Genomic DNA, 20,277 nt, shown 5'->3' on the forward strand with positions numbered 1-20,277 from the left:
GTCAGCCCTTCGTGGACCCGGCGGTGACACCGTCGGCGATCTGGCGTTGCAGGAACAGGTATACGACCAGGACCGGTATCGCGGCGATCAGCACACCTGAGGCGAACGTCGGGATGTCGTCGGAGTACTGACCGCGCAACGACGTGACGCCGACCATGAGCGTGCGGTTCTCGGCGGACGGCATCATCAGCAACGAGATGAGCACGTCGTTCCAGCAGAACAGGGCGTTGAGCACGCCGACGGACAGCAGTGCCGGCGCGCCGATCGGGAGCATGATCCGCCAGTAGACGCCGTAGACCGTGTTCCCGTCTATGCGCGCGGCGTCCACGATCTCCGGTGGCACTGTCGAGTAGTAGCTCGTCAGCAGGAAGATCGTGAACGGCAGGAACTGCGCCACGTACGCGAGGATCAGGCCGGGGTAGGTGTCGACCAGGCCGGTGTCGGCCATGATCCGCGCCAGCGGCACCATGATCACCTGGAACGGGATGAACAACGCGGCGAGGATCGCCAGGAACAGCGTGGAGGAGCCGCGGAAGCGCAGCCGGGCGAGCGCGAAACCCGCCATCGAGCCGAGCAACAGCAGCAGCGCCACCGAGCACGCCACGACGATCACCGAGTTCAGGAAGTACCGGGACATCCCGACGCTCGTCCACGCCTTGACGATGTTGTCCCAGCTCAGCGAGTCGGCCAGGGAGAACCGGTCGAGGACGTACTCGCGACGGGTCTTCATGGCGACGTTGGTGGTGAACACCAGGGGATAGATCGTGGCCAGTGCGAGCGCGGCCATCGGGATCGCGACTACCCACCTGGTCAGCCGGGTGCCCGACATCAGTCCTCCTTGCCGGCGCGTCGCAGGATGCCGATCTGGGCCAGTCCCACCACGAGCATGATCAGGAAGAGCGCTGTGGACGCCGCGGAGGCGAGCGCGGGCTGGTTCATCTGTCCCTGCTGGATCCAGACGTAGTACTCGGGCAGGTAGGTCGACCCCTCCGGCCCGCCGCTGGTCATCACGTACACCAGGCCGAACATCGACGTCAGCATGCCGATCATCGTCGTCACGAAGACGAACTGGATCGTGCGCGACAGGCTCGGAACGATGACGTGCCAGATGGTCTGCGGCAGCGACGCACCGTCCACTTTGGCCGCGTCCAGCAGCGAGGAGTCCAGCGTGGCGAACCCGGCCAGGAAGACGACCAGAGCCATGCCGAACGTCGCCCAGACGTGGACGCCGACGACCGCGAAGATCGCCACGTCAGGGTCGCCGAGCCAGTCCACCGGCCCGATGCCGAGGCCGCCGAGCAGTGCGTTGAGCGGACCGTCGAAGGCCAGCAGCAGGTTGAAGATCGCGCCGACGATCACGGGCGAGAGCACGGCGGGGAAGAAGTAGACACCGCGGTAGACCCGGTGTCCCGGCACCTTCAGGAAGATGAAGGTCGCGAGCAGACCGGGAATCGCCACCGCCACCGGCAGCAGCAGCACGAGCAGGCCGACGTTGCGCAACGCGGTGCGGAAGAGCGGATCGCCGAGCAGGGTGAGGTAGTTGTCGAACCCGACCATCATGCCGTCGCGGTCGCCGTCACCGGTGAAGGAGAAGTTGATGCCGAGCACCAGGGGCCACAGCCGCAGCCCGACGATGATCAGGACGGCCGGCGCCAGCAGCACCAGGGGCGCCAGGCGCTCGGCCCGTGAACCCCGGCGGTTGCGCCGTGCTGGTGGGGCGGCCGGCCGTGGCGCGGCGATCCCCCCGGTGGACCCGGCCGTGACCGGGTCCACAGAGGACAGAGAGTGTGCGGTCACGTCGATCAGCCGGTCTTGTCCGAGGCGGCGAGCTGCTGCAGCACCTCGTCCACCGTGATCGAACCGCTGAGCAGCTGCTGCGAGAGACGTCCCATGAGGTCGATCGTCTTGGACGACAGGGCGACGTGCAGCGCGGGCTTCCCGGTCTTGACCGCGGACACGATCGTCTTGACGGCCGGGCCGCCCTCGGCGGTGTCGATCGTGGTGTCGGACGCGATCGCGCCGCCGTCGAGGTAGAACGCCTTGAGCGCGTCGGTCGAGGTCAGTGAGCGCACGAGGTCCGAGGCGACCTTCGGGTCCTTGGTCCACTTGGCGACCGCGTAGCCGATGCCGCCGTCGTAGGCCAGGCTCGGCTTCGCCGCGGGGTTGACCAGGGGCGCCTGCATGACGCCGACCTTCTCCGGCGTGAGGAACTCGGCGAAGTCCTTCCAGTGCCCGACGTCGGACATCAGGCCGATGATGTTGGCCGCCTTGCCGGAGTTGAACGCGGCGAACGCGTCGTTGAACATCGCGGTGGAGTTGGCGCCGTCGGTGTTCAGACCGGAGTCACCTGCCTGCTTCCAGAGCTCGAAGATCTTCTTGACGTCCGGGGAGGACCAGTTGCGCTTGCCCGCGATCCAGTCGTCGTACTCCTGCGGCGTCAGCACCGCCGATCCCAGGGCCGACAACCAGAACTGGATGCCGATGCCTTCCTTGTTGCCCAGCGAGAAGCACTTGGCACCGGTCTTCTGCGTGACGGCACCGCAGTTCTTGACGAAGTCGTCCCAGGTCCTCGCGGGAGCGTCGGGGTTGAGGCCGGCCTTCTGGTAGAGGTCCTTGTTGTAGTAGATCGGGTGTCCCTGCAGGGTCACCGGCTCGGCGAAGATCTTGCCGTCCTTGGTGAACGCGTCCCAGCCGGCCAGCCGCTGCTTGTCGTCGGCCACGTAGGAGTCCAGCGGGGCGAGTGCGTCGGCGCGGTCGCGGATCTGCCCGCCGCCGTTGAAGAGGATGACATCAGGGCCCTTGCCGGACTGGATGGCCGCGCCGAGCAGGGTGTAGTACTGGTCGAACGGCTGCGCCACGAACTCGACGTTCACGCCGGGGTGCTTCTTCGCGAAGTCGGCCTTGGCCTTCTGGACGTAGCCGGCCGCCTTCGCGTCGCCCGACTTCCAGTCCCAGACCACGAGCTTGTCGCTCGAACCGCCGGAGGAGTTGCCCGGTCCAGAGGCGCTGCCGCAACCGGCGGCGGTCAACGCCAGCGCTGCCACAAGGGTGGCAGTCCATGGTGTGCGCTGCTTCATCGCTGCTCACTTCCCGACAACGGTGGCCGGGCGGCAAAAGGCCCGACGAGGTCCGCTGAACGTAAGTCGTATGACGTATTACGTCAACGCCTCATTTTGGGTACACTTCCCGGCAGGCTCTCAGCGCCTGGCGCTGCCCACCACCGGAGGACAGATGACGGCATCAGGCCGGCGGCCGATCAGGACCGCGCCCACCGCCCCGAACTGGGCGCGCCGGCCGATGAACCTGACCGAGGCGGTCACCACGGACCTCGTGGGCCGCATCGTGCGTGGTGATCACGCGCCGGGGACGTCGCTGCCGCCGGAGCCCGCGTTGTGCGAGTCCTTCTCGGTCAGCAGGACGGTCGTCCGCGAGGCGATGAAAGTCCTGCAGGAAAAGGGTTTGGTCCAGGTGCGTCAGGGCGCGGGCACGATCGTGACCCCGCCGTCGACGTGGAACGTGCTCGACCAGCTCGTGCTGGGGGCGGTCGTCGCCGAGGACGAGACGCTGGGTGTGCTGGACGACCTGGTGGTGACCCGCCGGTTGCTGGAGTCGGACATGGCCCAGGTCGCCGCTCGCGCCGCCGACCCCGTGACCGTGGAGGCCCTGCGTGATCTCGTCGCGCTCATGGACCAGGTGCTGGACGACCCCGTCGCGTACCGCGAGCACGACCACGCGTTCCACGACACGATCATGCGGGCTTCCGGCAACCGGATCGCCAGAGGAGTCGTGCGGGCGCTGGAGAGCCAGGTCTTCAACACCGCCCGCTACATGGGCAGAACCGATCGCGACCTGTGCGCGGCCTCCAACGCGGGGCATCGCCGCATCTGCGAGCGGATCGCGGCGCACGACGCGGCCGGTGCCGCCGAGGCCATGTTCATCCACATCACCGAGGCCTGGCTCGTGCGGCGCAGCGACGCGGGAGAGCCGGGGCGCCTCGATCGTTAGCTCTGCCGCGGATCACCCGGCGGGACAGGGGTTCCGCCTGCGCGGCATGCCCTCACCTGTGCAGGAGACCGATGAACGGAGCGATTGGTCATGAGTGACTTCGACGGGCTGGTGGCTCTGGTCACCGGCGGCGGCTCGGGCATCGGCCGGAGCACGGCCGAGCTGCTGTCCGGCCGCGGTGCGCGGGTCGCCGTGCTCGATCTGGTGGCGAACGACCTGCCGGACGGCATGTTCTTCGTGCGCGCGGACGTCACGGACGACCAGAGCGTCCGAGCCGCCGTCGAGGCGGTGGTCGAGCGCTTCGGCGGCCTCGACGTGGTGGTGAACAACGCGGGCATCGGCGCGCAGGGTGACGTGAGCGCCGCGACCGACGACGAGTGGCTCAGGGTGCTCGACGTCAACGTGGTCGGGATGGCCAGGGTGGCCAGGGCTGCCCTGCCGCACCTGCGGAACTCCTCCTCCGCCGCCATCGTGAACACCGGCTCGATCGCCGGGACCGCCGGTCTGCCGCAGCGGGCCGTCTACTCGGCGAGCAAGGGCGCGGTGCACGCGCTGACCCGTGCTCTCGCCGCCGACCACGTCCGCGAGGGCATCCGGGTGAACGCGGTCGCACCCGGCACCGCGGACACTCCCTGGGTGCAGCGGTTGCTCGACTCGGCTCCGGATCCGGCGGCCGAGCGCGCGGCGCTGGAGGCCAGGCAGCCGCACGGCCGGTTGGTCAGTGCCGATGAGATCGCGACGGCGATCGCGTACCTCGCCAGCCCGTTGTCGGGTTCCACCACCGGAACCGTGCTCGCCGTCGACGGCGGCATGGACGCTCTGCGGTTGCGTCCCCGTGGCTGACGCCCTGCACCGGCTGGGGCTCGGTACGTCGCCGCTGGGCAACCTGTACGCCGAGGTGACCGACCGCGAGGCCCGCGCCGTGGTCGACGCGGCGTGGGAGTCCGGCGTCCGGATCTTCGACACGGCACCGCACTACGGGCTGGGCCTCGCGGAGAGGCGGCTCGGCGCGGCGCTGAAGGACCGGCCGCGCGACGAGTTCGTGTTGTCCACCAAGGTCGGCCGGTTGCTCGTGCCCGATCCGTCGGGCGCGGGACGGCTCGACGACGACGGCTTCGCGGTGCCGGCGCGGTGGCGCCGGGAGTGGGATTTCAGCGCGGACGGCGTGCGGCGCAGCCTGGAGTCGTCGCTGGAGCGGCTCGGGCTCGACCGGGTGGACGTGGTGTACCTGCACGATCCGGACGACCACTGGGAGCAGGCTTTCGGTGAGGCGCTGCCCGCGCTGGCCGAGCTGCGCGAGCAGGGTGTCGTCGGCGCCATCGGAGCCGGGATGAACCAGTGGCAGATGCTCGCCCGGTTCGTACGTGAGTCCTCTGTGGACGTGATTCTGCTCGCCGGCCGCTACACGTTGCTGGAACAGCCGGCACTGGCAGAGTTGCTGCCGTTGTGCGCTTCGCGCGGCGTGGACGTGCTCGCGGCGGGGTTGTTCAACTCCGGTCTGCTGGCACGGCAGGACGTGCCGGACGACGCCACCTACGACTACCGGACCGCGCCGGTGGACGTCGTCGGCCGCGCCCGGCGGATCGCCGCGGTGTGCGCGCGGCACGGCACGACGCTGCCTGCTGCCGCGCTGTGGTTCCCGTTCGGGCACCCGGCGGTGACCGGCGCGTTGATCGGCGCTCGCACCGAGGCCGAGCTTCGGGCGAACGTCGACGCCTTCGCCGCGCCTCCGCCGCCGGGGCTGTGGGCGGACCTGCGCGACGAAGGGCTGCTCGACGCCGGCACGCCCACCCCGTAACAGCTTCGAGGAACAACGGAAGAGGAACGGCGATGCGACTGCTGCGAGTGGGCGACCCCGGTGCGGAGATTCCGGCGGTGCTGGACGATGCCGGTGGCGTCCGTGACCTGCGCCCGGTGACCGGTGAGATCAACGGCGACTTCCTGGCCGGCGGCGGGGTGGCGCGGGTGCGCGACGCGCTGGCGGGTTTGCCGGAGCTCGACGTCACGGGGATGCGGATCGGGGCGCCCGTCGCCCGTCCCGGTGCCCTGGTGTGCATCGGGCTCAACTACTCCGACCACGCGGCCGAGACGTCGGCGGAACCGCCCGCGGAGCCCGTGGTGTTCATGAAGAACACCAACACGGTCATCGGGCCCAACGACACGGTGCTGGTGCCGCGGGGAAGCGTGAAGACAGATTACGAGGTGGAGCTGGCCGTCGTGCTGGGCGCCACCGCGCGCTACCTGGAGAGCCCGCAGGACGCGGCGGCGGTGATCGCGGGCTACGCCATCTCCAACGACGTCAGCGAGCGCGAGTTCCAGCTCGAGCGCGGCGGCCAGTGGACGAAGGGCAAGTCCTGCGAGACGTTCAACCCGCTGGGACCGTGGCTGGTCACCGCCGACGAGGTGGGCGACCCGCAGGCGCTCGGCCTGAAGCTGAGCGTGAACGGTGAGCTCCGGCAGGACGGCAACACCAAGAACATGCTCTTCGGCGTGCACCACGTCATCTGGTACCTCAGCCAGTTCATGGTGCTGGAGCCCGGTGACGTGGTGAACACGGGCACGCCGGCGGGTGTGGCACTCGGCGTGAACGACTTCGAGTACCTGCGCGGTGGTGACACCATCGACGTCAGCATCGATCGCCTTGGTGTGCAACGGCAGCAGGTCGGGCAGGCGTGACCGCGATGCGCCGGATCGACGCCCACCACCACCTGTGGGACCTGTCCGCTCGGCCGCAGGACTGGCTCGACGGGCCGGAGCTTGAGCCGATCCGCCGTTCCTTCGGACCGGCGGACCTGCGTGCGGTGACCGAAGCGGCGGGCGTGGACGCCACCGTGCTGGTCCAGGTGCTGAACGACATCGACGAGACGGCGGATTTCCTCGCCGTGGCCTCCGACCTCGTCGCGGGTGTCGTCGGCTGGGTTGATCTCACCGCGCCGGACGTGCACGAGCAGCTGGACCGGCTGCGCTCGGGGCCGGGTGGCGACCGCCTGGTGGGCATCCGCCACCTCGTGCAGTCCGAGCCGGACCCGGACTGGCTGATGCGTCCGGACGTGCTCGCCGGGCTCCGTGCCGTGCGCGACGCCGGACTCGCCTACGACGTGCTGACCCGCCCGCACCAGTTACCCGCGGCGGTCGTGGCGGTGCGGGCGGTGCCGGACATGGTGTTCGTGCTGGACCATCTGTCCAAACCGGACATTGCTGCGGGCGTGGTCGAACCGTGGGCCACCCATCTGGCGGCGCTGGCGGCCGAGCCGAACGCGACCGCGAAGCTGTCCGGTCTAGTCACCGAAGCCGGTCCACAGTGGACTATTGACTCGCTGCGGCCGTATGCGGACATCGCGTTGGAGGCGTTCGGGCCGGACCGGCTGATGGCCGGCTCCGACTGGCCCGTCTGCCTGCTCGCGGCGTCCTACGACGAGGTCTTCGACGCGGCTTCCCTGCTGTGCTCGGGTCTCTCCGCCGCCGAGCGTGCCGAGGTCTTCGGTGGCACGGCGGCACGCGTCTACCGGTTGGGGACCTGATGGACACGGTTCGGCTGGCCTACGGCGAGACGGGGCTGGACCTGCGCTGCGATCCGGCGGTGACCACCGTCGTGACACCTCGGCACCACCGGGTTTCCGCGCCACCGCAGGAGATCCTCCGCAGGGCGTTGCGCGCCCCGGTCGCGGGCCCGCCGCTGCGTGACCGCGTGCGCCGTGGCCAGACCGTGGCCATCTCGGCCTGCGACGGCACGCGCCCGCAGCCGCGCCACCTGATGATCCCGGCGATCCTGGAGGAGCTCGACGGCCTGGTCGACCTCGAAGACGTCGTGGTGCTGGTCGCGACCGGCACCCACCGCGGGAATTCTCCTGCCGAGCTGCGCGCGATGTTCGGTGACGCGGTGGTCGACTCGGTGCGGATCGTCAACCACGACGCGCGCGACCGCGGCAGCCTGACGTGGATGGGCGAGCTCGGAGCCGGCGTGCCGGTGTGGCTCAACAGCGAGTGGGTCGACGCGGACGTCCGCATCACCACCGGTTTCGTCGAACCGCACTTCTTCGCCGGCTTCTCCGGTGGCCCGAAGCTCGTAGCGCCGGGTCTCGCCGCGCTGGAAACCGTGCTGGTGCTGCACGACGCCTACCGGATCGGCCATCCGCGGGCGACGTGGGGTCTCGTCGAGGGCAACCCGGTGCACGACGACGTGCGCGCCATCGCGGCCGCCACCGGCGTGACGTTCGGCTTCGACGTGGTGCTGAACCAGGACAAGGAGGTTGTGGCCGCGTTCGGTGGCGACTTGCTGGAGATGCACGCCGCGGCCGTGCGCACGGCCCGCGGCGTCGCGATGCAGCCCGTGCCGCAGCTCTTCGACGTGGTGGTGACGACCAACTCCGGCTATCCGCTGGACCAGAACCTCTACCAGTCGGTGAAGGGCATGTCGGCGGCTTTCCAGGTGGTGAAGCCGGGCGGCACGATCGTGTGCGCGGCCGAGTGCCGCGACGGCTTCCCCGACCACGGCTCGTACCGCTCAGTCCTGGCCTCCGCGGACTCGCCCGCCGCGTTGTTCGCCGAGATCTCCGCGCGGACCGACACCGTGCCGGACCAGTGGCAGGTGCAGATCCAGGCCCGCATCCAGGCCGCCTGCCGCGTCGTCATGCACACCTCGTATCTCAGTGACGCCGACCTCGCCACCGCCCACCTCTCGCAAACCGCCGACATCTCGCTCGCGGTGGCGGAGGCTCTGGCGGCGGCCGGTCCGGACGCCCGCCTGTGCGTTCTTCCCGAGGGCCCGCAGACGATCCCGTACGTGCTCGAGGCCGACCGATGAACGCCCCGATCCTGGTGTGCCTGGACAAGTTCCGCGGTTGCCTCACCGCCGAGGAGGCCAGCGCCGCCGTGGCTCTGGGAGTGATCGCCGCCGGCGGCCACGCGGTGGCGATGCCGGTGGCCGACGGCGGCGAGGGCACCCTCGCCGCCTTGACCGGCGCCGGTTACCGCCTCCTGCACGCCGACGTGCGCGGTCCCACCGGCCGCCCGGTGCGCGCCGGGTTCGCCGTGCGCGGTACCCGCGCGGTGATCGAGATGGCCCAGGCGAGCGGCCTGGACGCGCTGCCGGGCCGCCCGGCACCTCTGGTGGCCGACAGCCACGGCACGGGCGAACTGATCCGCGCCGCCCTGGACCACGGCTGCCTCGACCTCGTCCTGGCGGTGGGCGGCAGCGCCACCACCGACGGGGGAGCGGGCCTGCTGCGTGCCCTCGGTGCCCGGATCACCGACGCGCACGGCGTCCCGGTGGGGCCTGGCGGCGCCGCCCTGACCACCGCGGCCCACATCGACCTTTCCACGCTGGACTTCCGCTTGCGCCTGGCCCGCGTGACCCTCGTGTCCGATGTGGACAACCCGCTACTGGGCCCAGCCGGCGCCGCCGCGGTGTTCGCTCCGCAGAAGGGCGCCTCACCGCGCGACGTGGAAGTCCTGGAGCGCGGCCTGCGTCAGTTCGCTGCGGTGGTGGCCGCCGCGACGGGCCGCGACCTGAGTTCTGCGGCTGGCGCGGGTGCCGCCGGGGGCACCGGCTTCGCGGCGCTCGCCGCTCTCGGCGCCCAGCGCGTGCCGGGCGCGTCCTTCGTCCTCGGCGAGCTGGGTGTCGAGGAGGCACTGCGCGGCGCGTCGCTGGTCGTGGTCGGAGAGGGCCGTTTCGACGAACAAAGCCTGCGCGGCAAGGCCCCCGTGGGCGTGGCAGCGGCGGCCCGGCACCACGGCGTGCCGGTCGTGGTGGTCGCCGGCGAGGTCCGCCTGTCCGCCGACCTCCTGCGCGAGGCCGGCGTGGTGGCCGCGTGGTCGCTGCTGCACCGCGCCGGCGGCCTGGACGCCGCGATCAGCCGTGCCCCCGCCCTGCTGGCGGAGATCGGGCGCGAACTGCCTGCGGTGGTGGCGCGAGGGGGAGCGGCATGACGCGGTCGGACGCGGTCGATCTCGGCTTCGCGCGGGTGGACGTGGGTCGTGAAGCCCGTCAGGGGTTGCCTGAGGTCATTTACGGCACCGGTAAGACGGCTTCGGAGATCGCTTCGATCGCACGGACGTTGTTGCGGCACAACGCCGGGCCGGTGCTCGCGACTCGGGTGGACGCGGAGACCGCGGCTGTCGTGCTGGCTGCGGTCGGGGATGGCTGCGGTGGCGGTTCGGTCGCGGGGACGCGGGTGGACGCCCTGCACGAGCCCTGCAACGGTGAGGCGCCCCTGTCCCAAACGGATGCCGCAGCCACCGCGCTCCCACCTGGCATCTACGACGCACCCGCCCGCCTGCTCGTCTGGCGCCCCGCCGCCCCCATCGGGTTCTCCGTGGTGGTCGCCGCCGCCGGCACCGCCGACCAGCCCGTCGCCCGCGAAGCCGCCGCCATCGCCGCCGCCGTGGGCCTCACCGTCACCACGGTCACGGACGTCGGCGTGGCCGGGCTGCACCGCCTCCTCGCCGAACAGGAACGCCTGCGCGCCGCGGACACCGTCATCGTCGTGGCCGGGATGGAAGGTGCCCTGGCCAGCGCGATCGGTGGGCTCGTGGAGTGCCCGGTGGTCGCGGTTCCCACCTCCACCGGCTACGGCGCGGGGTTGGAAGGGATCACCGCGTTGCTCGCGATGCACGCGTCCTGCGCGGCCGGCATCACCGTGGTGAACATCGACTCCGGGTTCGGCGCGGCGATGGCCGCGTTCCGCCTGTCCCGTGTTGCCCGCCGGAGGGTCTCGTGAGCGTGTCTGCGTCATCTCGCCCTTCACCGGTCTGGCCGGGGACATGCTGCTCGCCGCCCTCGTCGACGCGGGCGCACCGCTCGACGCGATTCGCGCCGCCGTCGCCGACACCGGGCTGACCGGCTGGGACCTGACCGTCACGCAGGTGCTCACCCACGGGCTGGCGGCAAGCAGGGCCGATGTCTCGGTGTCCGACGGCGCGACCAGTCGCAAGGCGAAAGAGCTGATCGCCATGGCGGGCAGGGTTCGGCAGCGCGCGGTGGCGGAGGTTGCGACCGAAGCCCTGCGTGCCATCGCCGAGGTCGAGGGACGGTTGCACGGCGAGGATCCCGGCGAGGTGCACCTGCACGAGCTCGGCGGGCACGACACCCTCGTGGACATCGTCGGCGTCGCGGCTGCCCTGCACGCGCTGGACGTCAGCGCTGTCCACTGCGAGCCGTTGCCGCTCGGTAGCGGTGGAGTCCGCACGGCGCACGGGATTCTGCCCTGCCCGGCCCCGGCGACGGCGGCACTGCTCGAGAACGCGGTCGTCACCGGGACCGAGCTCAAAGGCGAGACCGTCACGCCGACGGCGGCCGCGCTGCTGCGAGCGGTCAAGGCCGACTTCGGGGCGCCGCCCCCGATGCGGCTGGCCGTCACCGGGTACGGCGCGGGCACGCGGACGCTGGCCGACCGGCCCAACATCGCGGTCGTGCGGCTCGGCGACGTGGAGACGGGCCAGGTGCGGGACCTGGTGTTGCTGGAGACCAACCTCGACGACGTCAGCGGCGAGGTGCTCGGGTACGTCGTCGGCCGCCTGCTCGAAGAAGGCGCCCTCGACAGCTGGGTCACGCCCGCCGTGATGAAGAAAGGACGGCCGGCGCACGTCCTGCACGCCCTGGTGACGCCCGAGACGGCCGACGAGATCGAGGGACTGATGTTCGCCGAGACCGGAACCCTCGGCGTGCGGCGAAGCACAGTGCGTCGCACGGCCGCGGCTCGCACCACGGACGTCGTGCACGTTCACGGCGTGCCGGTTCGCCGCAAACACGGTCCGCACCACGGCAAGCCCGAGTACGACGACGCCGTCGCGGTGGCCAGGCGGACGGGGCTGCCGCTGCGCACCGTGCTGGCACTTGCGGCGCAACAGCCGGAGGAGCGTTGATGGACACCGCCGCGCAGCTCGTCACCAGGCTCGCCGAGATCGGCCCGCTCGCCGTGGCTTTCTCCGGCGGCGCCGACTCCGCTCTTGTCCTCGCCGCCGCCGTGCGCGCGAACGGACCTGACGCGGTCCTCGCGGTCACGGCCGACTCGGCCAGCCTCGCCGCCGCCGAACTGGCGCACGCCAAGGCCTTCGCCGGCGCCGCCGGGGTGCGGCACATCGCGCCGGGCACCACCGAGCTGGACAACCCCGGATACGCCGCGAACGGCCGTGACCGTTGCTACTTCTGCAAGTCCACGGTTCTGGACGCGATCACGGCAACGGCACGGGAGCACGGGCTGGCGGCGGTGGCGACCGGGACGAACGCCGACGACGCACGGGACCCGTTCCGGCCCGGCATCCGCGCCGGTGACGAGATCGGCGTGCACACGCCGTTGCGCGACCTGGGGATGACCAAGGCCGACGTCCGCGCGCTGAGCCTCCACTGGGGACTGTCCACCTGGGACAAGCCGGCCATGCCGTGCCTGGCCAGCCGGGTTCGGTACGGGCTGGCGATCACACCAGCGCGCCTGGCCAGGGTCGAGCGCGCCGAGGTGGCCGTCCGGGCGTGGCTCACCGGGCGCGGCACGCCCACCAGGGATCTTCGTGTGCGTGACCTCGGGGACGTCGGACGGGTCGAGCTCGACGCACATCTGGCCGTCGACACGGCGATCCGCGCCGCACTGGCCGAGGTGGTTCGCACGGCGGGTTTTGCCGAGGCCGAGCTGGCGGAGTTCCGCTCAGGCGCGCTCAACCACGAGTGACCAGCCGGTCGACCAGGTCGTGCCAGCCGGCCTCCACGCGTTCCGGCGACATGCCGTGGTTGCGCACGAGATGGTCCACCAGCACGACGTCCACCGACGACAACAGGGTGTGCGCGAGCACTTCCGCGTCGGCGTCCGGGAGGACCGCGCGCACGAGCGCCGCGACGTGGGTGTGGCGCACCCGCCTGGCCGGCACCGCGAACCGCCGGGCGGGATCGGGCTCAGCGGCCAGGTAGAGGTCGAGGTGCGCGCGTTCGTGGCGCAGCAGGGCCGGTCCGAACGCCCTGAGCCGGGCCGCGGCGTCGGCATCGGGACCGAGCGGCGGCGGGCCGGAGAGGAACGCCGCCTGGAACAGCTGCTCCGAGTGGTCCAGCAGGGCCTGGAGCAGTCCGTTGCGGTCACCGAAGCGGCGGGACACCGTGCCCTTGCCGACCCCGGCCTCGGCGGCCACCGACTCCATCGTGATCGCCGCCGCGCCGTGCGAGGCCGCCAGCCTGGCCGCGGCTTCCAGCAGGCGGGCGCGGTTGCGCACCGCGTCCGCGCGCAGGTTCGGCCCCTCGCCGATGAGGGGCAGGTGTGTGCTGTCGATCACGTCAGCAGCCTAGCCGGAAGATAAACGGGCCGCGTCCCGTTTACGGTGGTGATCGTCCAACCACAACCTCCACCCGGGAGTACGTCATGGCCGTCCGCATCCTCACCCTCGTCGGCAGCCTCCGCGCCGGATCGCACAACCGCAGGCTCGCAGAGGCCGCGGCTCAGATCGCTCCGGAGCACGTCGAGGTCGGCCTGTTCGAGGGCCTGGACACCGTGCCGTTCTACAACGAGGACCTCGACGCCGAGGGCACCGTCCCCGCCGCCGCGAGCAGGCTGCGCGAGGCCGCCGTCGAGGCCGATGCCCTCCTCCTGGTGTCGCCCGAGTACAACGGCACCATTCCCGCCGTGCTGAAGAACGCCATCGACTGGCTGTCCCGTCCCTACGGTGCGGGCGCCCTGTCCGGCAAGCCCGTCGCCGTCGTCGGCACCGCGTTCGGCCAGTACGGCGGCGTGTGGGCCCAGGACGAGGCCCGCAAGGCCGCCAAGATCGCCGGCGGCGTGGTCGCCGACGACCTGACGCTCTCGATCCCGGCCTCGGTGGTCCGGTTCGCCGACCTGCACCCGGTCGACGACCCCGAGGTCACCGAGAAGCTGACCGTGGTCATCGAGGGTCTGGCTTCCCGCGCCACCGCCACCGTCTGACCTCCGGTCACGTCGTGCAGGCCACCTGGTTGAGCGCGACGGCCGAGGGAGCGGCGGTCGTGCCGTTGGCGGTGAAGCCCAGCGACACGGCCGCTCCTGGACTCAAGGCGGGGCTGTGCGACGGCGCCGTCACCGTGACCGTCGTGCCGGTCTGGGTGAGGGTGCCGTTCCAGCCGTTGGAAACGGTCGTCCCGGCGGGCAGGGTGAGCGTGACCGACCACGGGTTGGCCGCGCTCGTCGCGCCCTGGAGGCCGCCCTGCCAGGAGTTGTCCAGCTTCCACGCGGCCTTGCACCCGCCCGTGGGCGGGATGAGGTAGGGCTGCGGGATGCTCTGCGTCGCCTGGTTGACCGCGGCCTCGGCGAGATGCCGGTGGCGCGCAGGAAGCACCGGCTTCGGCGGCGCTGCGCGGTGGTGCTGCTCGACTCCGACGGCAGGACGCCGCGGTGGTCACCAGCGCGTCTGGGCACCTGGATGAAGAAGGGGCCACTCGTACGGCCCTCAACGGCGTCGAGGCGCCACCGATGCGCGCTGTTGTCCCACCTCGACGGTGGCATCACCTGGGCCGAACAGGCGAGCGGCGGCGGGCAGAGCCGACCGAGCGCACGAATCAGGGCCGCGTTGCGCGGCATCATGTCCGCATGGACATACCGGCGGCGGTGGCCGCGGCCGCGCGAGGCGACCAGAGCGCGTGGCACGCGCTCGTCAGGCAGTTCAGCGGGCTGCTGTGGTCGATCGCCCGCGCCTACCGCCTCAGCGACGCCGACGCGGCCGACGCCGTGCAGTGCACCTGGATCAAGCTCGTCGAGCACCTCGACCGCATCGCCGAGCCGGAACGGCTGGCCGGCTGGCTCGCCACCACCGCGCGGCACGAGTGCCTGCAGCTCATCCGCCGCTCCGGGCGCCTGCCGGAACCCACCGAGATCGTCGACGACTCGCCCGACCCCGCGCCGGCGCTCGACCACGACCTGCTCGTCGGTGAGCGCAACGCGGCGCTGTGGCGGGTGTTCGAGGGGCTGCCGGATCGCTGCCGCCGTCTGCTGCGCGTGCTGATGGCGTCGCCTCCGCCCGCGTACGCCGAGGTCGCGGAGGCACTGGACATGCCGGTCGGCAGCGTCGGGCCGATCCGGCAGCGCTGTCTGAACCAGCTGAAGAAGCTCGTGCGGGGCGACGAACTCCTGGAGGAACGGTCATGACGGATGACGACTTCCTCGACGTTCTGCGCGCCGCGGCGGCGGAGTTCGACCCCGTGCCGGCGGGCGTGGTGCGCGATGCGAGCGCCGCGCTGGCGTTGCGCACCCTGGATGCCGAACTGGCCGAGCTTCTGGAGTCCGACGCCGTCGTGCGCGGGGACGACGGGCCGTTGCTGCTCGCGTTCGAGTCCGAGCGGGTGACGGTGAACCTGGAGATCAGCGGCGACGTGGTCCGAGGGCTGGTCACCGGTGCCGAGGGTGAGGCCGTGGTGGAGACACCGCGTTCACGCCGTTCCGTGCCCATCCTCGATGGTTGGTTCACCGTGACAGATGTGCCGTCCGGACTGGTACGGGTGCGGCTGACCGCGTTGGACGGCACACCGGTCGTCACGCAGTGGGCGCGCAGCTGAGCCAGCCGGTGGAGGTCTGCAGGCCCGGGTGGCGGCGACGGAGTGCGGGAACGTCGGCCTGGCAGTGTCTCGACGCCGCGGAACGGGCGGTCGCCGAGGTGCGCGGCCGGCTGGCGGTGGGGCTGATCCCAACCGTGGCCGCGGTGGGCATCGCGGGTGCGCTGCGGGCGTTCCGCGAGAGGTGTCCGCAGGTGCGGATCACCCTGCGGGTCGGAGCGAGCGAGGTTCTCGCCGACCAGGCCGCCCGCGGTGAGCTCGACGTGGCGTTCCTCGGCTTGCCGACCACCGCGCCGCGGCCATCGGGGGTCAACGCGCGCGAAGGCGCCCGGCAACCCGCTGGCCGGCGAGGTGTTCGTGGACCTGCCCGCAACACCGCCGGGCGCACGCAGTACGACGAGGCGTTCGCCGCGGCCGGGCTCAGCCGCGACGTCGCCTTCGAGGTGACCGAGTTCATGGCCCGGCTGGTGCGCGAGGAGGTCGGGATCGCGCTGTTCGCCTCCGCCTACGTGCCGCACCTGGCGGGTGTGGCGGTGGTGGAGATCGTCGGCGCGCCCGCGCGGGTCGAGTGCGTGGTCCGGAAACGCGACAGCACGCCGGCGGCGCTCGCGTTCCTCGACCTTCTCGGTGTCACGCCAGCGGCTCCAGGAACCTGACGTCGCGCTTGCCGTTGACGCCCCACACGTGCGCCACCCCGGACCTCGACAGGAGCAGTGCCGCGCCTTGCTCGGCGCTCATGCCGGCAGCCATCCGCCGGGCGATCCGGCCGGTCATCGTGGCGGCCGCGAACGAGGTTCCGGACCATTCCGCGTACCCGTCCTGGTACGGGCCGACCACGCCTTCGCCCACCGCGTAGATGTCGATCCAATCGCCGTTGGCGCTGAACTCGGCGATCGCGCCGGACGACGTGGCCGCGCCGACGGAGATGACCCGCTTGTCCGCGGCCGGGTAGGTGCGCAGCGGCAGGGCGTTGTTCGCCACGGCCGCGACCACGACCACCTCCGGTCCCAGCTCGCTCAGCGCCTCGCTGATCACTGTTGGTGTGCTGTGCTCGAAGAGGCTGCCGCCGAACGAGAGGTTGATCAGCGTGACGCCGGCCTGCCCCAGTTCCCTGATCGCGGTTGCGACTTGTCCCTCTTCGTCTTCGTTCTCCGCCCCGACCACCGCACGGTGCATCAGCACCGTGGCCGTCGGCGCCTGCTGAAGCACCACGCCTGCGACGAAGCTGCCGTGTCCGACATCCGGGTCGGAATCGTTGCGGTGCTCGACCTCGTCGGGCATGTATTGGACGTGGCCCCGCAGCCAGGGGTGCACCTCGCCCTGGCTGTTCACCGCGATGCCGGTGTCGATCACGCCGACCCGCAGGGCCTCGTCGGCCGTCGGCAAATCCGGCAGATGGCCATCTGGCAACTCAGGCCGGATACCAGTTATCGGTATGGGCCAGCCGTACGCGTGCGGGTCTCTGCCACCCATGACGTTCTCCCCTCGTACAACCGGATGAGCATGTCCCAACTCAGATGACCGGGCAACGGTTTGCTGATACACACCGCCTATGACACTCGCCCGTGCGGAGCAGGCGAAGGACCTCGCCTACACCTCACCCGCGCGTGCCCGCCGCCTGGCCGAGCCCCTGGTGGACGGCGACGCGGAGACGGCGTCCGTCGCGTTGCACGCTCTCGGCATGGCGTCGTCCGCGGTGGGGCGGCTGGACGAGGCGGAACGGCATCTGCGGTCGGCGATCTCGGTGGCGTCGCGGGCCGGGCTGGTGGTGCGAGCCGCGCAGGCTCGCGGGTCGTTCGGCTACGTGCTGACGCTGACCGGGCGGACCTCCGAGGCGTTGCGGGCGCTTGAGGTGGTGCCGGACGAGATCGACGGCGTGTCGGCGGCACGGCTGCGGATGCAGCGGGCGTTGGTGCTGACCGAGATCGGGCGGTTCGAGGAGGCGGCGGAGGGGTTCGCCGCGGCGTTGGCGTCGAACCCCGGCGATCCGCTGCTGGAGGCGACCATCCGGAACAACCGCGGGCTGTTGCGGGCGCATCAGCGGGACTGGCGCGGGGCGGAGGAGGACCTGGCCGCGGCGGAGCGGTCGTACGTCGCGTCCGGCCACAGGGGACGGACGGCGATGGTGTTCCACAACCGCGGCGTGGCTTTCGCGGCTCGAGGTGACGTGCCGGCAGCGCTGGCGGCGTTCGACGAGGCCGCGGCCCGCTACGAGGCGGCAGGGCGCAACCCTGGACTGTTGCCGATCGAGCGGGCCGAGGTGTTGTTGTCCGTGCGGTTGGTGGCCGAGGCGCGGTCCGCTGCGGCTGCGGCTGTCGCGGAGTTCGCTCGGCAGCGGAACGCGGTGGATCTCGTGCAGGCCCGGTTGTTGCTGGCGCGGGTGGCTCTGGTGGCAGGGGATCCTGCTGCGGCGCTGGTGGAGGCGGTGCGGGCGCGGCGGTCAGCGGTGCGGCAGAGGCGGCCGGGGTGGGCGGCGTTCGCTGCGTATCTGGCGCTGAGGGCGCGGTGGGAGATGGCTGCGGCACAGGCGTCGGCTCAGCCGTTGGTGGAGGTGCCCTCGGTGTCATTGCGGTCGGCTCGGCGGGTGGTCGAGGCGTTGAGCCGCGAGGGCTGGGTCGTGGCGGAGCTCGATGCCCGGCTGATCCTGGCCCGGTTGGCGCTGGACATGGCGGCCGCGGGGCTCGGCGGCGGAGCTCGGTCCGTGCTCGCGCAGGCGTCCCCCCGAGCTGGGAACCCCTGCATCTCAACGTACTCGGCACCACCGACAAGATCGTCTCGGTCGGGTCGAGCGCTGCTCGCCGTCGCGCGAGCCGAACTCACCACGGTCGCGGCTGCCGCCAGTACCGGCCCTGCCGAGCTGCGGGCCCGCGCCTGGCACGCCATGGCCCTGCTCCGGCTCGCTGACGGCGATGTGCGCGGCGCCGAGGCCGCGCTCCGGTCCGGCGTCGACGTGCTGGCCGCGTTCCGCGACGGTCTCGGCGCAACCGAGCTCCGCGCGCACGCGTCCGGGCACGCGGCCGAGCTGGTCGCCACCGGCATGCGTCTCGCCCTCACCCAGCGAAGACCCGCGGCGGTGTTCGGCTGGGCGGAGCGATGGCGAGCCGGGGCGTTGCGCATGCGGCCGGCCAAGCCTCCCGACGACGCCCAGCTGGCCGAGGACCTCGCCGAACTGCGCCAGGTCGTGGCCGATCCGAAGCAGCTGAGGAGACAAGCCGAGCTGGAACAGGCGATCCGGGCGCGAGCGAGGCACGCGACCGGCATCAGATCGGTGGAGCCGACGCCGTCACGCAAAGCACTCGCCGCCGCCCTCGGCGACCACGCGCTGATCGAGTACATCGAGTCGGACGGCCACTTCCACGCGATCGTGTTCGCCAACCGGCGGATGTGGCTCCACGAGCTGGCCCCCGCGGACGTGATCCAGCGCGAAGTCGAGGCGCTGCGGTTCGGCCTGAACCACCTCGCCCACCGCATGGGCTCGGAACGCTCCCGGAAAGCCCTGGAAGAGCGCGTCAACCAGTCGGCCGCCCGGCTCGACAAGGCACTTCTGCCACCGCTCGAAGAAACCCCGCTCGTCGTGGTGCCGACGGGAGCGCTGCACGCACTGCCCTGGCCCGCGCTCCCGAGTCGCCGCACCAGGTCGGTGACCGTGACGCCGTCAGCGGCGTTGTGGCTGCGTGCCGCGACCGCCGCCACCGAGCCGGGCAGGAAGATCTTCGCTGCCGGGCCGGGGCTGGAGCACGCCGTGCCCGAGGTGGCGGCGCTCGCCCGCCGGTATCCCGAAGCGGAGAGGTTCACCGGCAGAAGAGCAACGACGACCAACCTCCTCGACCGGCTCGACGGCGCCGAGCTCGCGCACATCGCCGCGCACGGCAAGTTCCGGTCGGACAACCCGTTGTTCTCCAGACTGGAACTCGCCGACGGTCCTCTCACGGTCTACGACCTCGAACGCCTCGGCCGGCCGCCGAGCCAGGTGATCTTGTCCGCGTGCGAGGCGGGCACCTCGGGCATCCGGCCCGGCGACGAACTGCTCGGACTCGCGGCGGCGTTGCTCGCACTTGGTACGCGGACTCTCATCGCGTCACTGGTGTCGGTGCCGGACGACACCAGCAAGGCGTTGATGTTGCGCTATCACCGAGGGCTCGCACGGGGCCTCGATCCGGCCACGGCACTCGCGAAAGCACAACGGACGTGGGCTGACGCCGCATTTCAGTGCTATGGAGCGTCCTCTCCCCTGGTACAAGGGAACTAGAAGGGCGAGCCGCAAACCGTTCAGGCGCTCGGAGCTGTTCTCACTGGCGGAAGTGCCGCCATTTCTGCACGTTGGCGTCCCAGCAGTCCCACACCTGGACCGTACCGCCCGGATCGACGTTCCAGTCCTTGACGTCGAGGCAGAGGCTCGGGTTGGCCACCGATGAGATCCACTGCCGGTTGGTGCCGTCCTGCCGGATCTGCCACTTCTGCATCACTCCGTCCCAGCACGTCCACTGCTGCAGCGTCGTGCCACGCGGCGTGTTCGGGTTGCCGTACGGTAGGTCGAGGCACTTCTTGCTGTTCTCGTTGATGATCTGGAACACGTTGTTGCCGAGCGGCTTGTAGCGCCATTTGGTCGGTGCGCCGCCATAGCAGTAGTACTGCTGGATCCTTGCTCCGTTGTCCACACTGCCGTAGGCGACATCGAGACACATCTTGCTGTGCTCGTTGATCACCACGTAGAGCGGGTACTCCTCAGCAGCATTCGCCGGCGCCACCGCGGCAGTCACCATCGCGATGATCGT

22 protein-coding genes are annotated in these 20,277 nt (G+C 71.2%); 15 read left to right on the forward strand and 7 right to left on the reverse strand.

Translation table 11 applies throughout. The annotated features are described in order from the left end of the window. Position 1: 1 nt before the first annotated feature. From C8D87_RS16710 to C8D87_RS16720, 3 genes are read right to left on the reverse strand one after another with little or no spacing between them, the layout of a single operon-like run. Positions 2 to 829: a carbohydrate ABC transporter permease gene (locus C8D87_RS16710; RefSeq protein WP_112227345.1), complete on the reverse strand. Its 828-nt coding sequence runs from the start codon at positions 827 to 829 to the stop codon at positions 2 to 4. Further along, on the reverse strand, positions 829 to 1,797 hold the full coding sequence (locus tag C8D87_RS16715; protein WP_215732340.1) for a carbohydrate ABC transporter permease: 969 nt from the start codon (positions 1,795 to 1,797) through the stop codon (positions 829 to 831). The genes C8D87_RS16710 and C8D87_RS16715 overlap by 1 nt, the downstream gene beginning before the upstream one ends. Positions 1,798 to 1,802: 5 nt before the next feature. Further along, positions 1,803 to 3,077 (reverse strand): ABC transporter substrate-binding protein, encoded by a 1,275-nt coding sequence (locus C8D87_RS16720; protein ID WP_109638225.1) that lies wholly within the window; start codon positions 3,075 to 3,077, stop codon positions 1,803 to 1,805. A gap of 154 nt (positions 3,078 to 3,231) precedes the next feature. Here C8D87_RS16720 and C8D87_RS16725 point away from each other — a divergent pair, with 154 nt between their 5' ends. The 10 genes from C8D87_RS16725 to larE all read left to right on the forward strand — a co-directional run bounded on the left by C8D87_RS16725 (position 3,232) and on the right by larE (position 12,668). Next, the gene (locus tag C8D87_RS16725; RefSeq protein ID WP_112227346.1) at positions 3,232 to 4,005 is read left to right on the forward strand and encodes a FadR/GntR family transcriptional regulator; all 774 of its coding nucleotides are present in this window, start codon (positions 3,232 to 3,234) and stop codon (positions 4,003 to 4,005) included. A 90-nt stretch (positions 4,006 to 4,095) separates the two neighbouring features. Next, positions 4,096 to 4,848 (forward strand): SDR family NAD(P)-dependent oxidoreductase, encoded by a 753-nt coding sequence (locus C8D87_RS16730; protein ID WP_112227347.1) that lies wholly within the window; start codon positions 4,096 to 4,098, stop codon positions 4,846 to 4,848. Next, positions 4,841 to 5,803 carry an aldo/keto reductase gene (locus C8D87_RS16735; protein ID WP_112227348.1) on the forward strand — a complete coding sequence of 321 codons (963 nt, stop codon included), beginning with the start codon at positions 4,841 to 4,843 and terminating at the stop codon, positions 5,801 to 5,803. The genes C8D87_RS16730 and C8D87_RS16735 overlap by 8 nt, the downstream gene beginning before the upstream one ends. Before the next feature lie 32 nt (positions 5,804 to 5,835). Beyond that, complete coding sequence (locus tag C8D87_RS16740) at positions 5,836 to 6,681, forward strand: fumarylacetoacetate hydrolase family protein (protein WP_112227349.1); 846 nt, start codon at positions 5,836 to 5,838, stop codon at positions 6,679 to 6,681. A 5-nt stretch (positions 6,682 to 6,686) separates the two neighbouring features. Beyond that, complete coding sequence (locus tag C8D87_RS16745; RefSeq protein WP_112227708.1) at positions 6,687 to 7,526, forward strand: amidohydrolase family protein; 840 nt, start codon at positions 6,687 to 6,689, stop codon at positions 7,524 to 7,526. Continuing rightward, entirely contained in the window at positions 7,526 to 8,809 is a 1,284-nt protein-coding gene (gene larA / locus C8D87_RS16750; RefSeq protein WP_112227350.1) for a nickel-dependent lactate racemase, read from the forward strand. The genes C8D87_RS16745 and larA overlap by 1 nt, the downstream gene beginning before the upstream one ends. Continuing rightward, positions 8,806 to 9,933: a glycerate kinase gene (locus C8D87_RS16755; protein ID WP_112227351.1), complete on the forward strand. Its 1,128-nt coding sequence runs from the start codon at positions 8,806 to 8,808 to the stop codon at positions 9,931 to 9,933. Before larA ends, C8D87_RS16755 begins: the two co-directional genes overlap by 4 nt. Further along, a complete protein-coding gene (gene larB / locus C8D87_RS16760) occupies positions 9,930 to 10,724 on the forward strand; it encodes a nickel pincer cofactor biosynthesis protein LarB (protein WP_112227352.1) in 795 nt (264 codons plus the stop codon). Before C8D87_RS16755 ends, larB begins: the two co-directional genes overlap by 4 nt. Beyond that, entirely contained in the window at positions 10,699 to 11,868 is a 1,170-nt protein-coding gene (larC, locus tag C8D87_RS16765) for a nickel pincer cofactor biosynthesis protein LarC (RefSeq protein ID WP_233442134.1), read from the forward strand. Before larB ends, larC begins: the two co-directional genes overlap by 26 nt. After that, positions 11,868 to 12,668 carry an ATP-dependent sacrificial sulfur transferase LarE gene (gene larE / locus C8D87_RS16770; RefSeq protein ID WP_112227353.1) on the forward strand — a complete coding sequence of 267 codons (801 nt, stop codon included), beginning with the start codon at positions 11,868 to 11,870 and terminating at the stop codon, positions 12,666 to 12,668. Before larC ends, larE begins: the two co-directional genes overlap by 1 nt. Here larE and C8D87_RS16775 read toward each other — a convergent pair. Next, positions 12,655 to 13,260 (reverse strand): TetR/AcrR family transcriptional regulator, encoded by a 606-nt coding sequence (locus C8D87_RS16775; protein ID WP_211337439.1) that lies wholly within the window; start codon positions 13,258 to 13,260, stop codon positions 12,655 to 12,657. The two genes, larE and C8D87_RS16775, sit on opposite strands and share 14 nt — an antisense overlap. Before the next feature lie 86 nt (positions 13,261 to 13,346). Here C8D87_RS16775 and C8D87_RS16780 point away from each other — a divergent pair, with 86 nt between their 5' ends. Then, complete coding sequence (locus C8D87_RS16780; protein WP_112227354.1) at positions 13,347 to 13,904, forward strand: NAD(P)H-dependent oxidoreductase; 558 nt, start codon at positions 13,347 to 13,349, stop codon at positions 13,902 to 13,904. A gap of 7 nt (positions 13,905 to 13,911) precedes the next feature. Here C8D87_RS16780 and C8D87_RS16785 read toward each other — a convergent pair whose 3' ends face one another. Continuing rightward, entirely contained in the window at positions 13,912 to 14,292 is a 381-nt protein-coding gene (locus C8D87_RS16785) for a cellulose binding domain-containing protein (RefSeq protein ID WP_112227355.1), read from the reverse strand. 251 nt (positions 14,293 to 14,543) lie between these two features. On the opposite strand from C8D87_RS16785, the gene C8D87_RS16790 reads away from it, so the two are divergent. From C8D87_RS16790 to C8D87_RS16800, 3 genes are read left to right on the forward strand one after another with little or no spacing between them, the layout of a single operon-like run. Continuing rightward, positions 14,544 to 15,098: an RNA polymerase sigma factor gene (locus tag C8D87_RS16790; RefSeq protein ID WP_112227356.1), complete on the forward strand. Its 555-nt coding sequence runs from the start codon at positions 14,544 to 14,546 to the stop codon at positions 15,096 to 15,098. Then, positions 15,095 to 15,505 (forward strand): hypothetical protein, encoded by a 411-nt coding sequence (locus C8D87_RS16795; protein ID WP_112227357.1) that lies wholly within the window; start codon positions 15,095 to 15,097, stop codon positions 15,503 to 15,505. The genes C8D87_RS16790 and C8D87_RS16795 overlap by 4 nt, the downstream gene beginning before the upstream one ends. Further along, positions 15,490 to 16,158, forward strand: a complete 669-nt coding sequence (locus C8D87_RS16800; RefSeq protein ID WP_325049681.1) for a LysR substrate-binding domain-containing protein — start codon at positions 15,490 to 15,492, stop codon at positions 16,156 to 16,158. The genes C8D87_RS16795 and C8D87_RS16800 overlap by 16 nt, the downstream gene beginning before the upstream one ends. Here C8D87_RS16800 and C8D87_RS16805 read toward each other — a convergent pair. Next, positions 16,133 to 16,912, reverse strand: a complete 780-nt coding sequence (locus C8D87_RS16805) for a S8 family peptidase (protein WP_170166453.1) — start codon at positions 16,910 to 16,912, stop codon at positions 16,133 to 16,135. The two genes, C8D87_RS16800 and C8D87_RS16805, sit on opposite strands and share 26 nt — an antisense overlap. Positions 16,913 to 17,054: 142 nt before the next feature. Here C8D87_RS16805 and C8D87_RS16810 point away from each other — a divergent pair, with 142 nt between their 5' ends. After that, on the forward strand, positions 17,055 to 19,751 hold the full coding sequence (locus C8D87_RS16810; protein WP_112227359.1) for a CHAT domain-containing protein: 2,697 nt from the start codon (positions 17,055 to 17,057) through the stop codon (positions 19,749 to 19,751). A 40-nt stretch (positions 19,752 to 19,791) separates the two neighbouring features. Here C8D87_RS16810 and C8D87_RS16815 read toward each other — a convergent pair whose 3' ends face one another. Further along, a complete protein-coding gene (locus C8D87_RS16815; protein ID WP_170166454.1) occupies positions 19,792 to 20,265 on the reverse strand; it encodes an RICIN domain-containing protein in 474 nt (157 codons plus the stop codon). Positions 20,266 to 20,277 lie beyond the last annotated feature (12 nt).

Source organism: Lentzea atacamensis (assembly GCF_003269295.1).
Taxonomy (GTDB): Bacteria; Actinomycetota; Actinomycetes; order Mycobacteriales; family Pseudonocardiaceae; genus Lentzea; species Lentzea atacamensis.

What these genes read in the sequence shown, in the direction of transcription:
- larA (WP_112227350.1), top strand. Translation starts at nt 7,526, where the DNA reads ATGGACACGGTTCGGCTGGCCTACGGCGAGACGGGGCTGGACCTGCGC.
- C8D87_RS16720 (WP_109638225.1), bottom strand. Translation starts at nt 3,077, where the DNA reads ATGAAGCAGCGCACACCATGGACTGCCACCCTTGTGGCAGCGCTGGCG.
- larB (WP_112227352.1), top strand. Translation starts at nt 9,930, where the DNA reads ATGACGCGGTCGGACGCGGTCGATCTCGGCTTCGCGCGGGTGGACGTG.
- C8D87_RS16745 (WP_112227708.1), top strand. Translation starts at nt 6,687, where the DNA reads ATGCGCCGGATCGACGCCCACCACCACCTGTGGGACCTGTCCGCTCGG.
- C8D87_RS16730 (WP_112227347.1), top strand. Translation starts at nt 4,096, where the DNA reads ATGAGTGACTTCGACGGGCTGGTGGCTCTGGTCACCGGCGGCGGCTCG.
- C8D87_RS16810 (WP_112227359.1), top strand. Translation starts at nt 17,055, where the DNA reads ATGACACTCGCCCGTGCGGAGCAGGCGAAGGACCTCGCCTACACCTCA.
- C8D87_RS16795 (WP_112227357.1), top strand. Translation starts at nt 15,095, where the DNA reads ATGACGGATGACGACTTCCTCGACGTTCTGCGCGCCGCGGCGGCGGAG.
- C8D87_RS16815 (WP_170166454.1), bottom strand. Translation starts at nt 20,265, where the DNA reads ATGGTGACTGCCGCGGTGGCGCCGGCGAATGCTGCTGAGGAGTACCCG.
- C8D87_RS16790 (WP_112227356.1), top strand. Translation starts at nt 14,544, where the DNA reads ATGGACATACCGGCGGCGGTGGCCGCGGCCGCGCGAGGCGACCAGAGC.
- C8D87_RS16780 (WP_112227354.1), top strand. Translation starts at nt 13,347, where the DNA reads ATGGCCGTCCGCATCCTCACCCTCGTCGGCAGCCTCCGCGCCGGATCG.
- C8D87_RS16740 (WP_112227349.1), top strand. Translation starts at nt 5,836, where the DNA reads ATGCGACTGCTGCGAGTGGGCGACCCCGGTGCGGAGATTCCGGCGGTG.
- C8D87_RS16710 (WP_112227345.1), bottom strand. Translation starts at nt 829, where the DNA reads ATGTCGGGCACCCGGCTGACCAGGTGGGTAGTCGCGATCCCGATGGCC.
- larE (WP_112227353.1), top strand. Translation starts at nt 11,868, where the DNA reads ATGGACACCGCCGCGCAGCTCGTCACCAGGCTCGCCGAGATCGGCCCG.
- C8D87_RS16755 (WP_112227351.1), top strand. Translation starts at nt 8,806, where the DNA reads ATGAACGCCCCGATCCTGGTGTGCCTGGACAAGTTCCGCGGTTGCCTC.
- C8D87_RS16725 (WP_112227346.1), top strand. Translation starts at nt 3,232, where the DNA reads ATGACGGCATCAGGCCGGCGGCCGATCAGGACCGCGCCCACCGCCCCG.